The sequence below is a fragment of the Flavobacterium sp. GW821-FHT11G01 genome, assembly GCF_058808175.1.
Genome location: NZ_JBXARK010000007.1, coordinates 167,065 through 180,389 on the forward strand (window position 1 = coordinate 167,065; position 13,325 = coordinate 180,389).

17 protein-coding genes are annotated in these 13,325 nt (G+C 33.7%); 4 read left to right on the forward strand and 13 right to left on the reverse strand.

Annotation, left to right across the window (positions count from 1 at the left end):
* Positions 1 to 16: 16 nt before the first annotated feature.
* From AC1RRN_RS14155 to AC1RRN_RS14175, 5 genes are all read right to left on the reverse strand, one after another.
* A complete protein-coding gene (locus AC1RRN_RS14155) occupies positions 17 to 775 on the reverse strand; it encodes a type 1 glutamine amidotransferase domain-containing protein (protein ID WP_492967912.1) in 759 nt (252 codons plus the stop codon).
* A 70-nt stretch (positions 776 to 845) separates the two neighbouring features.
* Positions 846 to 1,580 carry an SDR family NAD(P)-dependent oxidoreductase gene (locus tag AC1RRN_RS14160; RefSeq protein WP_492967913.1) on the reverse strand — a complete coding sequence of 245 codons (735 nt, stop codon included), beginning with the start codon at positions 1,578 to 1,580 and terminating at the stop codon, positions 846 to 848.
* A 5-nt stretch (positions 1,581 to 1,585) separates the two neighbouring features.
* Complete coding sequence (locus AC1RRN_RS14165; RefSeq protein ID WP_029269944.1) at positions 1,586 to 1,804, reverse strand: tautomerase family protein; 219 nt, start codon at positions 1,802 to 1,804, stop codon at positions 1,586 to 1,588.
* Between the two features lie 4 nt (positions 1,805 to 1,808).
* Complete coding sequence (locus AC1RRN_RS14170) at positions 1,809 to 2,363, reverse strand: YceI family protein (RefSeq protein WP_492967914.1); 555 nt, start codon at positions 2,361 to 2,363, stop codon at positions 1,809 to 1,811.
* A gap of 251 nt (positions 2,364 to 2,614) precedes the next feature.
* The gene (locus tag AC1RRN_RS14175) at positions 2,615 to 3,187 is read right to left on the reverse strand and encodes a Crp/Fnr family transcriptional regulator (RefSeq protein WP_492967915.1); all 573 of its coding nucleotides are present in this window, start codon (positions 3,185 to 3,187) and stop codon (positions 2,615 to 2,617) included.
* Between the two features lie 171 nt (positions 3,188 to 3,358).
* Here AC1RRN_RS14175 and AC1RRN_RS14180 point away from each other — a divergent pair, with 171 nt between their 5' ends.
* From AC1RRN_RS14180 to AC1RRN_RS14190, 3 genes are all read left to right on the forward strand, one after another.
* Positions 3,359 to 3,754: a DoxX family protein gene (locus AC1RRN_RS14180; protein WP_492967916.1), complete on the forward strand. Its 396-nt coding sequence runs from the start codon at positions 3,359 to 3,361 to the stop codon at positions 3,752 to 3,754.
* A gap of 154 nt (positions 3,755 to 3,908) precedes the next feature.
* Positions 3,909 to 4,802, forward strand: coding sequence for an oxidoreductase (locus AC1RRN_RS14185; RefSeq protein WP_492967917.1), 894 nt, complete (start codon positions 3,909 to 3,911; stop codon positions 4,800 to 4,802).
* Positions 4,803 to 4,860: 58 nt separating this feature from the next.
* A complete protein-coding gene (locus tag AC1RRN_RS14190) occupies positions 4,861 to 5,673 on the forward strand; it encodes a helix-turn-helix domain-containing protein (RefSeq protein WP_492967918.1) in 813 nt (270 codons plus the stop codon).
* Positions 5,674 to 5,832: 159 nt separating this feature from the next.
* On the opposite strand, the gene AC1RRN_RS14195 is transcribed toward AC1RRN_RS14190, so the two are convergent.
* Both AC1RRN_RS14195 and AC1RRN_RS14200 read right to left on the reverse strand, forming a co-directional pair.
* Positions 5,833 to 6,681 carry a helix-turn-helix domain-containing protein gene (locus tag AC1RRN_RS14195; RefSeq protein ID WP_492967919.1) on the reverse strand — a complete coding sequence of 283 codons (849 nt, stop codon included), beginning with the start codon at positions 6,679 to 6,681 and terminating at the stop codon, positions 5,833 to 5,835.
* A 95-nt stretch (positions 6,682 to 6,776) separates the two neighbouring features.
* Positions 6,777 to 7,580: an SDR family oxidoreductase gene (locus AC1RRN_RS14200; RefSeq protein WP_492967920.1), complete on the reverse strand. Its 804-nt coding sequence runs from the start codon at positions 7,578 to 7,580 to the stop codon at positions 6,777 to 6,779.
* A gap of 317 nt (positions 7,581 to 7,897) precedes the next feature.
* Here AC1RRN_RS14200 and AC1RRN_RS14205 point away from each other — a divergent pair, with 317 nt between their 5' ends.
* Positions 7,898 to 8,692, forward strand: a complete 795-nt coding sequence (locus AC1RRN_RS14205) for a DUF1223 domain-containing protein (protein ID WP_492967921.1) — start codon at positions 7,898 to 7,900, stop codon at positions 8,690 to 8,692.
* 127 nt (positions 8,693 to 8,819) lie between these two features.
* Here the strand turns inward: AC1RRN_RS14205 and AC1RRN_RS14210 are convergent, their stop codons facing one another.
* The 6 genes from AC1RRN_RS14210 to AC1RRN_RS14235 all read right to left on the reverse strand — a co-directional run bounded on the left by AC1RRN_RS14210 (position 8,820) and on the right by AC1RRN_RS14235 (position 13,290).
* A complete protein-coding gene (locus AC1RRN_RS14210; RefSeq protein WP_492967922.1) occupies positions 8,820 to 9,587 on the reverse strand; it encodes a LytR/AlgR family response regulator transcription factor in 768 nt (255 codons plus the stop codon).
* Entirely contained in the window at positions 9,568 to 10,584 is a 1,017-nt protein-coding gene (locus tag AC1RRN_RS14215) for a sensor histidine kinase (protein ID WP_492967923.1), read from the reverse strand. Before AC1RRN_RS14215 ends, AC1RRN_RS14210 begins: the two co-directional genes overlap by 20 nt.
* A gap of 126 nt (positions 10,585 to 10,710) precedes the next feature.
* On the reverse strand, positions 10,711 to 10,854 hold the full coding sequence (locus AC1RRN_RS14220) for a hypothetical protein (RefSeq protein WP_492967924.1): 144 nt from the start codon (positions 10,852 to 10,854) through the stop codon (positions 10,711 to 10,713).
* Positions 10,851 to 11,621, reverse strand: a complete 771-nt coding sequence (locus tag AC1RRN_RS14225; RefSeq protein ID WP_492967925.1) for a DUF1223 domain-containing protein — start codon at positions 11,619 to 11,621, stop codon at positions 10,851 to 10,853. Before AC1RRN_RS14225 ends, AC1RRN_RS14220 begins: the two co-directional genes overlap by 4 nt.
* Positions 11,622 to 11,702: 81 nt before the next feature.
* The gene (locus AC1RRN_RS14230; protein ID WP_492967926.1) at positions 11,703 to 12,113 is read right to left on the reverse strand and encodes an organic hydroperoxide resistance protein; all 411 of its coding nucleotides are present in this window, start codon (positions 12,111 to 12,113) and stop codon (positions 11,703 to 11,705) included.
* 142 nt (positions 12,114 to 12,255) lie between these two features.
* Complete coding sequence (locus AC1RRN_RS14235; protein ID WP_492967927.1) at positions 12,256 to 13,290, reverse strand: alpha/beta fold hydrolase; 1,035 nt, start codon at positions 13,288 to 13,290, stop codon at positions 12,256 to 12,258.
* Between the last annotated feature and the right edge of the window lie 35 nt (positions 13,291 to 13,325).

The window sequence follows — 13,325 nt, forward strand, 5'->3', positions numbered from 1 at the left end:
TAAATCTGAAGATTTATTAGTTTATTTTTGATAATAACTTAGTAGCTACTTCTTCTGAAGATTGCGGATTTTGACCTGTTAATAATAAGCCATCTTCTACTATATAAGAACTCCAATCAGAACCTTGAGAATATTTACCTCCGCGTTCTTTTAATTTATCTTCTAATAAAAACGGCACCACTTTGGTTAATCCAACGGCTCCTTCTTCAGTGTTAGTAAAACCTGTTACTTTTTTTCCCGCAATCAGATATTTTCCGTTTTTGTCTTTAACATTTACCAAAGCTGCCGGTGCATGACATACAAAAGCAATTGGTTTGCTATTATTGTAAAAATCCTGAATAAGTTTTATCGAATTTTTATCAGTAGCCAAATCCCACATTGGACCATGGCCTCCAGGATAGAAAACTGCTTTGAAATCCTTTTGTTTAACACTTGTAATTTTTACTGTACCAGCCAATGCATTTTGTGCTTTTTTATCTGCATAAAAGCGCTTAGTTGCCGGAGTTTGAAATGATGGATCGTTACTTTTTGGGTCGATTGGAGCCTGTCCGCCATTTGGAGTAGCAATTACTACTTCAATTCCTTTGTCTAAAAAGAAATAATAAGGTGTCGCAAATTCTTCAATCCATGAACCGGTTAATTCCCCGGTATCACCTAATTTATTGTGTGAAGTCAAAACAAATAATACTTTTGTTTTTTTGTTTTCCTGCGCAATAGTCGCAAAGCTATTTATTGCAAAAAGAGCAATAAATAATGATTTAATTATATTTTTCATTTTTCTTATTATTATACTTCAATGCTTTATGTTGCTACAAAGCATTGAAGCAATTATTATTCTTTTCAAATTAATTTAAATTATGACCAGCTGCTTTACCACCATCAACATTGATAATTGATCCGGTAATAAAAGTGCTTTTTGCAACAACGTATACCATTTCGGCAACATCATCGATTTCTCCTACTCTGTTTAGTAAATGTAAACCTGCACTTTGATCGGCTTTATCGCCATGCATCGGTGTTCTGATAACTCCCGGAGCAACAGTATTAAAACGAATATTTTGTTTCCCGAATTCTGCTGCCAACTGAATTGTTAAAGCATGAATGGCACCTTTACTTGAAACAGGAGCCGAAGCTGGCCATCCGCCTAATCCATGATTTACTAAAGGTGTTCCGATATTAATTACAACACCATCTTTTTGTTTTAACATTTGAGGAACAACAGCTTGCGTAGTAAAATAAGTTCCTTTTAAATTTGTAGTTAAAAACTTGTCTAAGTAAGCTTCATCAACTTCCAAAAATGGTTTGCTGTCAAAAATTCCGGCATTGTTTACCAATACATCTACAGAACCAAATTTTTCAAGTGCGATTTTTACCAGTTGTTCACCTGTATTTTTATCGCTGATATCTCCTGCGTACATCGCCAAATTATCTCCTGCACCAAATTCATTATAGGCAATCTCCAATGAAGCTGGAGTCACTGAATTAATTACTACATTATCGCCTCTGTCTAAAAAATATTTAGCGATTCCTTTTCCTATACCAGATGCTGCACCTGTTACGATTATTGTTTGTTTTTTCATGATACTTATTTTTTATCGGCAGTTATGCCTTTTTCTCTTAATACTGATACTTGTTCTCCTGCGTAACCCCAATCGTCTAAATCAATTTCCTGAATCACGATATGAGTTAAGTGCGGATCTTTGTTTAATACTTCTGTAATCAAATTGGTTATACCACTGATTAATTCCTGTTTTTGCTCGCGGGTTACTCCTTCGCGGGTCAATTCGATTTTTACGTAAGGCATGTCTTTAGTTTTTAGATTGTTCTGTAAAGATGGCTTCGGCAGTAATATTAAAATCAAGTTCGAAGTCATTATAAATTAAGGTATCTCCTAAATCTTTAAAGAAATTTCCTGAACGGAATTTGATATCATATTTAGTACGATCAATTACCAGTTTACCTGAAAGTGAAATGGTATTTCTATTGTTTTCAACTGTTGCTTCAAAACCAACAAGGTGTGTAATATCTTTTATAGTAAGATTACCTTCAAGATAATAAGTGCTGTCTGATACTTCTCTAACAGTAAGAATATCAAAAGAGGCAGTAGGAAATTTTTCGATTGAGAAGAAATCATCAGAGGCAAGATGACCCGCGAATTGTGCGTTTGTTGCCGGATCTGTTACATCCAGAATTTTAATTGAAGAAGTGTTGATGATAACATAACCTTCTTTTATTTTTCCACCAACAAGGGTGAAAAGACCATCTTTGATACCAATTGTACCATTATGTGCACCAGTAACTTTTCTACCAGTCCATTCTACGTTGCTATTTGAGCTTACGATTTTAAAATTTGTTGTTTCCATTTTTATTGTATTTAAAAGTACAATACAAAGGAACGGCGACTATCAAAATTGGTTACGTGACCTAGATCACATTCTGATTTGGGGTTAATCAGGGAATTATATTGGCTTATTTCACGCAGATTTAAGTTTTATATATGTTGCCTTTTTAATCTCGCAAAGGCGCAAAGCCGCGAAGTTTTTTATTTCACGCAGATTTATATTAATCTGCGAGGAAAATTTTTATTTACAGCTCCAAAAAATTACAGCTTCTTTTACGAGCTATGCAATCGGCTTAAAGTTTCTCTTGAAACTCCTAAATAGGCAGCAATCAAATGTTTTGGGACAAGATTGTATAATTGGGGATACAATGCCAAAAGTTCTTCATATCTTTTTTTGACATTATTATTCATAAAGGACAAAAGCCTTTTTTGAGAAGCTATATAGCCTCTGTTAGTTCGCCAGCGGAAAAAATGTTCAAGCTGATGAAATTCCCTGCACAATTTTTCACGGTCACTATTAGAAAGGCAGACTACTTCTGCATCTGTAATACAATCAATGCTTATTGTTGCAGGCGTCTGATTGTATAAAGCGGCAAAATCAGAGGCCCACCAGGTTGGCATGGCAAACTGTAATATATACATTTTGATTTCATCATTTATATAAAAAGCCTTCAGACAACCCGAAATCACAAAATATTCGCAATCTACTTTATCTCCTTCACTAATGATAACCTGGCCTTTTTTAAAAGACTGCGGTTTAAAGTGAGAAAAGATATAACCAAATTCTTCCTCCGTTAATGAAGCGGTTTTCGCAATATGTTGTTGTAATAGTTCTTTGGCTTCCATTATAAATTTTAAATAAATACCGATTTAATTTCAAATTGTAAAGTTATAAACAAATCAACTTATTGATTGTCTGTTTAAACATCTAAATTGTCCACTTCAATAAATTATGCCTATTTAATGAGCGTATTCTGACGCAAATTTGTCCTGTTTAACAACTTAAAATTTAAAATCATGAATGCAAAAACAACAAAAATTATTTATTGGACAGGTGTTATTTTAACTTCTTTATGGTTTGGCGCCAGCGGTTTTTTCGAACTTACAACAAACCCTGTGGTTTGGAAAATTACACAACAATTAGGTTATCCCGAACATTTCATTTATTTACTTGGCGTATTTAAAGTAGCTGGAGTTATAGTATTATTAATTCCAAATAAATTATTACGATTGAAAGAATGGGTATTTGCAGGTGTTTTCTTCGACATCACTTTCGCGTTCTTTTCAAAAGTAGCTGTATTAGGTTTTTCTGCAACGACCGATGCCATTATTGCTTTTATAATGGTAAGCGTAACCTATTTAATGTTTAGAAAATTATATAGTGTTCAGTATATTGCCACTACTGCAGCATAAATTTAAATAAGAAGTATTATAGAAGCCTGAGATTTATCTCAGGCTTTTTTGTATTATTTGCTGAGCTTTTAAACAAATAAATTTGAGCTTTTCAACAAAATAACTAACTGCCCTTCTGATCTAATTTTGTAATGAACAATTAAATACAATTACAATGAACAAAATATGGTTTATTACAGGAAGCTCAAGAGGATTAGGACGTAATCTTACAGAAGCAGTTTTAGAAAGTGGCGATAAAGTTATAGCAACAGCTCGCGATATCAATCAGTTAAACGATTTGAAAGACCGTTTTAAAGATCAAATTTTTCCATTAGCATTAGATGTTACCAACTACGAACAAGTGTATAATGCTGTTAAAACGGCAGTGGAACATTTTGGAAGAATAGATGTATTGGTAAACAATGCCGGATTTGGAATCATTGGCGCTGCAGAAGCCTATACGGGTGAACAAGTTAGAAGTCAGTTGGAAACCAATTTATATGCTCCAATTGAAATTACACGTGCCGTATTGCCTTATATGCGCAAACAGGGTTCAGGAAGGATTTTACAAATTAGTTCAATTGGCGGACGTGTTGGTAATCCGGGTTTAACAATGTATCAGGCCGCAAAATTTGGTTTAAGCGGATTTACCGAAGCTCTCGCAAAAGAAGTTGCACCATTAGGAATATTCGTAACCAGCGTTGAACCTGGAGGTTTCCGTACCGATTGGGCAGGCGCATCTATGTCGTATGCAGCTGAAATAGAAGGCTACGAAATGGTAAAACAACGTACTGATTTTTTCAAGGGAGGAAAATTTGTTGCTGTTGGAGATCCAGAAAAAGCAGCAAAAGCGATGGTAAATTTAGCTTCTCATCCAAACCCACCAGTACATTTAGTATTAGGTAGCGAAGCAATTGGTATTTTAAAAAATGCTGATCAAAGCCGAACAGAAGAAATGGAAAATTGGATAAATGTTAGTTTTTCTACAGATCATGATGAGGCCGGAAGTTTTTTTGATACAGCGCAAGGAAAATGGTATACCGATAAAGCTAAAAAAACAATAATTTAAAGACATTTTGCAATGGGCAGTAATCCGTTTTACTGCCCATTTTTTATAAATTTGTAATATGAACGATTCAAAAATAAATCAAAAGACATCGCCAATTGCTTATTCTTGTTACTATACCCAAAATCGGGAAGGCGAGCAATTTGCAGCAGAACATGTTTTAAGTTTTCAGATTTCGGGAATACTTACTTTAAACAACGGTACTAAAGAGTATATTTTCAAACCTGGTGATTTTAGATTTATCAAAAGGAATCAGCTTATAAAATTCATTAAGCAACCGGATCCTAATACTGCATTTCAATCCATTTCAATTTATCTGAATCAGGAAGCGCTGCGTGATTTCTCTATAAAACACAATCAGAAAACCAGTTTAATTAAAACTCCGGAAACGGAAACTGTTTTTCAGTTAAAAGAAGTTCCGTTGCTTAAAAGTTTAATGGATTCGTTGATTCCTTATATCAACCAAGATCAATTAATTACCGAAGAACTTCAAACTTTAAAAGTAAATGAAGCCATTAATATTCTATTACAGTGCAAACCAGAACTCAAAGACATACTTTTTGATTTTAATGAACCCGGAAAAATAGATTTGGAAGCTTTTATGAAAAAGAATTTTCATTTTAATGTACAACTAGATCGGTTTGCCTATCTCACAGGGCGAAGTCTGGCTACTTTTAAGCGTGACTTCCAACGCATTTTTGCTATTTCGCCGAGCCGATGGCTACTACAAAAAAGATTACAACAAGCTTATTATCTAATAAAAGAAAAAGGAAAAGCTCCATCTGAAGTTTATCTTGAAGTGGGTTTTGAAGATCTCTCGCATTTCTCCTTTGCTTTTAAAAAACAATATGGATTGTCTCCTTCAAAGCTTTAAAAAATTTAACCGCAGTCGCAAAGAATTATGCGAAGGTCACAAAGTTAACATTTAGCTTTGCGGCCTTTGCGTTTTTAAAAGCACTCTACTTCCAAAAAACTTTGTGTCCTTTGCGGTTAAATACTACGCATAGTTAAATGAGAACTTGAAACCCTTTTTTCAAACTAAAGATGGCGCTACACCAAACAATTTCTTAAACGAAATAGAAAAATGAGAGTAATCCTTGAAACCAACATCTACATACACATCGGTCGCTTTCATTTTCTTTTTATCTAGTAGGTAATAGGCTTCTTCGAGGCGTTTTTGCAACAGCCATTTATTGGGCGTTGTGTTGAAAATCTTTTCGAAATCACGTTTAAAAGTCGATAAGCTTCTTCCCGTTAAATACGCGAATTCTTCCAGACTTCCATTATATTGATAATGTTCGTTCATATAGCCTTCCAAATCAATTTTGCCAGGTTCGGTAAAATCAAAAAGTATATTTTTTAATTGTGAATTCGCTTCTAAGAAAATCAAAATAGCTTCTTTAATTTTGATTTTAATCAGGCTTTCGCCGATAACATTGTGGTTTTCTAAATAAGGCAAAAGCGAATCAATGTAATTGTGAAACAACTCATTCGGTTTCAATAAAAAAACATTTTCATGTTTATGCGAAATAACTTTATCTAATTGGAAATCATTTTTCATTTCAAACAAAGTTTCAGTATCCAAACAAATAGAAACCGATTTGTATTCTCCACCTTCCGGCGGTTGTTTGATAAATTTACTGAGACGATTTCGTGCCGCAAAACGGAAATCTCCGGCTTTAAACGAATAGGATTTTCCTCCAAAATAAACCTCAGAAGTCCCAGAAATTATATAATCAAAAACATGCTGTTTGATAAATATTTCCCCTTCGGTAGTTCGTTTTGAAGTAGCCGAATAAACGATTTGCGGAATTTTAGGATTTGTTGTTGCTGACATATATTTTTGTTTCTGGTTTTCTTTGTTTCCGGTTTCAGGTTTCAAGTTTCAGGTTTTATGCTAAAAGTTAAATCGTAATGAATAAAAAAACCATCTCAAAGTTACTCAAAACCTGAAACCTGAAACCATAAATAAAAAAACTATCCCAAAAAAAGCGTTTTCATTTCTCTTCTCGAAGCCTCTGCTCCAACTTCTAAACGTCTGTCTGACATTTGTTTTGAATCGGATCCAGCTGTGTAATGTATTTGATCTTTTTCATCAGTTGCTGCTTCGTAAACCACTTGTGCAATTTCTTCTGCTGTTGAACCGCTGCTTTTCGGATCCATCATATTATTTACAGTTGCCAGATAACTATCCATCAATTCCTGGTAAGGTTCTGAAGTTGTAATAATCATGTTTGAACCAAATTCGGTTCTAATAAATCCGGGAGCCACTGTTTTTATTCCAATCCCAAAAGGTGCCAATTCATAACTCATTCCTTCGCTCCAGCCATGTAAACCCCATTTTACAGCATGATACAAACTATCAAAAGGAAAAGTAATTAATCCCGCAATTGAAGTTATATTGATAAAAAGTCCGCTTTTTTTCTCTCTAAAATGAGGAATAAAAGCCTGTGTAACTCGTATTGCTCCAAGCAAATTAGTATTAATTTGTTTTAGAAGAACATCTTCTGAAACACTTTCTAAAGGTCCAATTGCTCCATAAGCCGCATTATTCAAAACTACATCTATGTTACCTAGAGCAGTTGCTTTATTTACGGCAATTTGTATTTGCTCAGGTTCTGTAATATCGAGTGGCAATACAGTGACTCTTTCTAAAGCTCCAAAATCGGCTTTATCGGTATTTCTCATTGTTGCAATAACATTCCACCCTTTACTGTGAAATAAATGAACCGCAGCTTTTCCTAAACCGCTTGAAGTTCCTGTGATAAAAATTGTTTTCATAAGTATATTATTTATGAAGCAAAGTTCCGATTAACTTCTTTGAGCGACATTGTTCTAAAGTTCAACTTCTATGGTTGTAAAGGTCATGTTGGGTTTTAACTTTTAGTTTTTTTAGTTTCAGGTTTCAAGTTTCAGGTTTCAAGTTCATTTAACTGTTAATAGATTATAGGGTTAAAAACTGAAACTTATTTAAAGCCACAGAATGGACCATTCAACTGCTAATCTGGACAGTTGGCACTTTTTTACTTATTAATGGCTAATAGCAATTTTATCTTTGATAAATAATTAAAAAAGTTATTCATTTTAAAATAAAACTCATGAAAAATACCATCATAATTGTCCTTGCTATTACACTTTCCTCTCTCTTCTTTTTAGATTGTTTTATGTTTCCCGAAAGCGAAATTGCCGGGAATTTTAAAACGGAAAAAACTAAAATAGAATCTACTCAAAATAAAGGATTTGCCATAGTAGAACTCTTTACTTCAGAAGGCTGTTCAAGTTGTCCTCCTGCAGATCAATTGTTGGCAAAATTACAACGTGAAGCTGGTGACAAAAACATCTATTTTTTGTCGTACCATGTAGATTATTGGGATCGTTTGGGATGGAAGGATCAATTCAGTTCGAATGAATTTACAAAGCGTCAACAAAAATACCAGGATTGGCTTAATTTGTATGTGATGTATACACCTCAATTTATCATCAATGGAACTACAGAATTTGCAGGTTATAATGAATCTGCGCTAAACGAAAAAATTTCAGATGCCTTAGGAACCAAAACAACGGCTGATTTAAACCTTACAACAAAAACAGTTAAAGATTCTTTAGAAATTCATTATACAACCAATCTGTTTCAAAAAAATAATAATTTGTTTGTTGCTGCCATTCAGAAGCAAGCCATTTCTCAAGTATTTCGAGGCGAAAACCAAGGCACTACACTTCATCATGTTCAAATTGTGAAACAGCTTAATTCTTTTCAATTAACCCAAAAAGAAGGAAACATAAAAATCTTAAAATCGAAGAATTTCAATTCCAAAGATTTTGAGATAATTGGTTTTATCCAAAATACCACGACGGGAAAAATCTTCATAACCAAAAACGCTGAAAAAATTTAACCGCAAAGTTCGCAAGGTTTTTTGAAGTAGAGAACTTTATAAAAATGCAAAGTTCGCAAAGCTAGATGCTAACTTTGCGAACTTTGCGTAAACCCTTGCGAACTTTGCGGTTAAATCCCACGTACAGTTATCTGTTTTCCAGCCAGCTCAAAAATGCAGTTGCTTTCTCTTTTCCAACTAATAATTTTTCTTCTGTAGGAATGGTTAGTTTGAGAATTAATTTACGGGAAAAATAATGTTCTGCTTCTCTAATTGCAGAAAAATTAATTAAATTTTGCCTGTTGATTCTAAAGAATTGCGTTGGTGATAATAACTTATGAACCTCATCGAGAGATTGCGTAATTTGATACTCGGTTTTATCAAAAGTAATAATTGTTGGAGTCTCGTTTTTAATGCAAAATAATGCGATGTTCTCGGTTAAAACGGTTTGATATTTATTGTTTTTGAAAACCAGGAAACTGCTCTTTCCTTTATTCTCGCCAGTTCTTGTCAATAAATAATCGAAATCAGGCATCATTTTTTTATTTCTTTGGAAGAAATTCTTTAGTTCGGCTGCTTTTTTAATCGCCTGAGCAATACTTTCTCTTGAAAAAGGTTTCAGTACATAATCGATTCCGTTTGATTTAAAAGCTTCAATAGCATAATCATCAAAAGCGGTACAAAATATTACGGGTGATAAAACCTCAACATTTTTGAAAATTTCAAAACACAAACCATCTGCCAGTTGAATATCCATAAAAATAAGATCAGGCTGATCGTTTTCTGACAGATAGCTCACAGCTCCGTCTATGCTTTGTATATACGACAAAATTTGAGTGTCAGGCCTGATACTCAAAATAAGCTGGCCAAGTGCTTTGGCCGTTTTTACTTCATCTTCAATTATTAGGATAGTCATAGATCATTGGTATTTTTACTTTAAAAATAGTTTCGGTTTTGTCAATTTCAATTTCTTTGTGAATTAAATGCATAAAACGCTGATTGATATTATCAAGACCAACGCCTGTTGACAAAACACCTCTTTTGAGCTGTATTTGATTTTCAATAACTAAAAAGTCGTTTTCAGAATATAATTTAATCTGCAAAGGTTTATCTAAAGAAACCACGTTGTGCTTAATGCAATTTTCTATTAATAATTGCAAAGTAAAAGGCGGAATAACCGAATCATATTGTTTTTTATCGACATTATTTATCAGAACGAATCCGTCTTCAAAACGGGCTTTCAACAGATAAACATAAGAATCTAAAATCTGAAGCTCTTCACTTAATGGAATCAAATCCATTTTTCTGCTTTCTAAGGTAAATCGATAAAAATCAGATAATTTCAGAATAAAATCTGCACTCTGCGGATCCTGAATTTCTACCATCGATTTTAACGTATTCAGACTATTAAACAAAAAATGAGGATTAACCTGTTGTTTTAAAAGCTCATATTGTGCTCCCAGATTTACAGCATGCGTACGTTCTAACTCTACTCCCATTTGTTGGGTTTGATAGTTCTGAAATAGCAAATGCAGAAACATGTAAACGATCAAATTGATTAAAATACCGCGTAACTCAAACATAATTGGAGCATCCATTTTCGAGATCTGAAAAAGTTCCTGATGTCCAATTACCAGGATAACCATAACTGCAATACCAAGTATAACACTTAATAAAAGCTTCCAGTTGAACAATTTTGTATTAGTTCGTTTTGAAGAAAATTTAGGCAGGCTGTAAATATTATAATACCATATAAAAATGGAAAACATCAACGTAATCGAAGAATTGATGACGATATCAGTCGGCGTTGAATCGGCATCGAATAATTTTGGTATTGAAGCAAGAATCGCCAATGCTACAGAACTTCCCCAAATCACCTTTCGGGAAACGTGAAAGCTTTTTACTTTTTCCATAATTTTTTTATGTGTTTTTTAAATCTCGCTCTGTCAAAGATAGGATATTTTGGAAGCTTTTTTAATGACGTAAAAAATCGGAACAAATATTTTAATCCCGATTTATAACCTTTTCCCATTCAAATTTCAAAGCCAAAGTGCTTTATTTTCCTGCATTAACTGCATGATGTTTTCTTTTATGATATTATTTTCATAACGCTTTAAATTATGGATGCGTTTTGTTTTTGCCGTTTTACTACAACGGGTTAAACTTAAGAAGAGCGTTTTCATAAAATCGAAGATTGTTGTAAAACACCTCTTGTTCCTCCCAAAATATTTCCGGTGTTTTTATCCTGGATAAAACCAATTACTTCAAAATCTTTTTCATTAAAACTTTTTGGCAAATGAATCGATACAGTTCCTTTTTTTTCTTTTAAATCTACCGAATGCAAATGACGTACAATCTGATAATGTGATAAAACGCGGTTTGCATTCTCCCCTCTTTTTACATTAGTTTTAGCTGTTTTCTGAACAATTGCAATTAATAAACTACTATTTTTAAAAGTTCCTTCTATGTTATAATTTACGTTAAGATTATTATTGGCCTGACTGGCTTCTAAAGACAAATTGGTCGTAACAGGTTTTGAAAGTGCGGCTTTGATTCCGTTTCTAACTGCTGTTTCTTGTGAAGCAATATAATCTGCTTTTCCGTTTACAATTAACTGTGGCGTATAAATTGGTTCTTTTCCCAAAAATTTGGCATAGTCATATTGTCTTTTGGTATAGTCTGCATCACTAAAAACATCTTTCCAGCCTTGTCTGTCCCAATAATCGACGTGGTATGCTAAAACATAAACATTGTTCTCTTTGTATTCATTTTGAATCCTTCCCATCAATTCATCTGCGGGAGGGCAACTTGAACAACCTTCAGAAGTATATAATTCTAAAAGTGCAAAACCTTTCACTGCTTTTTTCTCTGTATTTTGTCCTAACACGGCCATTCCGATTAAAAGCATCAATGTGATGAAAAACGTTGGTATTAATTTTATCTTTTTCATTTTTTGTTGAGTTAGATGTGAGATGTGAGATATTAGATGTAATTGATGACTACTAACATCTCACATTTTACATTTTTACATTTAAAGAATATTAATTTCAACGTTTATATTTCCTCTAGTTGCTTTAGAATAAGGACAAGTCTGATGCGCTTCATCAGCAAGTTTTCTTGCGGTTTCAGGATCTAAACCAGGAAGACTGATATTCAATCTTGCCTGTAAAGAATAGGCTCCGTCTGTTACACCTAAGTCTACTTCTGCGTCAACTGCGGTTTCAGCAGGAAGTTTAATATTTAACTTTGAAGCTGCAATTCCCATCGCACCAATAAAACATGCTGACCATCCAGCCGCAAAAAGCTGTTCCGGATTTGTACCCGGACGTGAAGATCCCGGAGAACTAAGTTTAATATTCAATTGATCATCTGAACTTTGAGATGCTCCTTCTCTACCACCTGTTGTGTGTGTTTTTCCTGTGTATAAGATTTTTGTTTCCATGATTTTGTTAATTGTGAGTTGTGAATTGTGAGTTGTGAATTGTGAGTTGTGAATTGATTTACTCTTTACTTTTTATTTTTTACTTTTTACTTTTTACTTTTTACTTTTTACTTTTTACTTTTTACTTTTTACTTTTTACTTTTTACTTTTTACTAAAATTATCTACGTCTATAATCGCTTTTGCAAATGCTTCCGGATCTTCTTGTGGTACATTGTGTCCGATGCCTTTTAGGATTCTGTGTTCGTATTTTCCACTGAATTTGTCTCTGTATGCTTTTCCATCCGCGAAAGCGCCATCAAAATCACTTGCAATAGTAATAGTTGGAACTTTAATTACCGGTCTTGCTGCCAAACGTTTTTCTAAACTATCGTATTTTGATTCTCCCGCTTCAAGCGATTGTCTCCATCTGTAATTGTGAATTACGATTGCTACGTGATCCGGATTATCAAAAGATTGTGCCGTTTGATCATAAGTCGCTTTGTCAAATTTCCACAATGGAGAAGCTATTTGCCAGATTTGTTTATTAAACTCATAGGTATTTTGAGCGTATCCTAATTTTCCTCTTTCTGTAGCAAAATAATATTGATACCACCATCCTAATTCTGCTTTTGGAGGTAATGGTTTTAAGTTCGCTTCCAGATTTACAACCAAATAACCACTTACAGAAACCAATCCGTCAAAACGTTCCGGCCAAAGTGCAGCTACAACTACAGCAGTTCTTGCTCCCCAATCGAAACCGCCAATAATAGCTTTATCAATTTTAAGTGCATCCATTAGTGCCATAATATCACTTGCCAATGCAGCCTGTTGACCGTTTCTGAAAGTATCTTTTGAAAGAAATGTTGTGGTTCCGGATCCTCTTAAATACGGTGTGATTACTCTATAGCCTTTTGCAACTAAAATTGGAACTACTTCATTATAACTATGAATGTCGTAAGGCCAGCCGTGAAGTAAAATTACTGGTTTTCCTGTTGAAGGGCCAGCTTCAGTATAACCTACATTTAATAATCCCGCGTTGATTTGTTTTAATGTTCCAAGAGAAGAACTTACTGTTTTTTCTTTTTGATTTTCTGATTGTGCATTGATTGATGTCATTGCAAAGAAAAGAACTGCGATTAAAAATACTTTAGAAGTTAAAGCAGCAATTGTGTTTGTTATTTTTGATATTGTTTTCATAATTATGATTATTTAATTATTTGATTATTAGTTAA

Coding starts and splice junctions, on each gene's coding strand:
- AC1RRN_RS14155 (WP_492967912.1), bottom strand. CDS start 775: ATGAAAAATATAATTAAATCATTATTTATTGCTCTTTTTGCAATAAAT.
- AC1RRN_RS14160 (WP_492967913.1), bottom strand. CDS start 1,580: ATGAAAAAACAAACAATAATCGTAACAGGTGCAGCATCTGGTATAGGA.
- AC1RRN_RS14165 (WP_029269944.1), bottom strand. CDS start 1,804: ATGCCTTACGTAAAAATCGAATTGACCCGCGAAGGAGTAACCCGCGAG.
- AC1RRN_RS14170 (WP_492967914.1), bottom strand. CDS start 2,363: ATGGAAACAACAAATTTTAAAATCGTAAGCTCAAATAGCAACGTAGAA.
- AC1RRN_RS14175 (WP_492967915.1), bottom strand. CDS start 3,187: ATGGAAGCCAAAGAACTATTACAACAACATATTGCGAAAACCGCTTCA.
- AC1RRN_RS14180 (WP_492967916.1), top strand. CDS start 3,359: ATGAATGCAAAAACAACAAAAATTATTTATTGGACAGGTGTTATTTTA.
- AC1RRN_RS14185 (WP_492967917.1), top strand. CDS start 3,909: ATGAACAAAATATGGTTTATTACAGGAAGCTCAAGAGGATTAGGACGT.
- AC1RRN_RS14190 (WP_492967918.1), top strand. CDS start 4,861: ATGAACGATTCAAAAATAAATCAAAAGACATCGCCAATTGCTTATTCT.
- AC1RRN_RS14200 (WP_492967920.1), bottom strand. CDS start 7,580: ATGAAAACAATTTTTATCACAGGAACTTCAAGCGGTTTAGGAAAAGCT.
- AC1RRN_RS14205 (WP_492967921.1), top strand. CDS start 7,898: ATGAAAAATACCATCATAATTGTCCTTGCTATTACACTTTCCTCTCTC.
- AC1RRN_RS14210 (WP_492967922.1), bottom strand. CDS start 9,587: ATGACTATCCTAATAATTGAAGATGAAGTAAAAACGGCCAAAGCACTT.
- AC1RRN_RS14215 (WP_492967923.1), bottom strand. CDS start 10,584: ATGGAAAAAGTAAAAAGCTTTCACGTTTCCCGAAAGGTGATTTGGGGA.
- AC1RRN_RS14220 (WP_492967924.1), bottom strand. CDS start 10,854: ATGAAAACGCTCTTCTTAAGTTTAACCCGTTGTAGTAAAACGGCAAAA.
- AC1RRN_RS14225 (WP_492967925.1), bottom strand. CDS start 11,621: ATGAAAAAGATAAAATTAATACCAACGTTTTTCATCACATTGATGCTT.
- AC1RRN_RS14230 (WP_492967926.1), bottom strand. CDS start 12,113: ATGGAAACAAAAATCTTATACACAGGAAAAACACACACAACAGGTGGT.
- AC1RRN_RS14235 (WP_492967927.1), bottom strand. CDS start 13,290: ATGAAAACAATATCAAAAATAACAAACACAATTGCTGCTTTAACTTCT.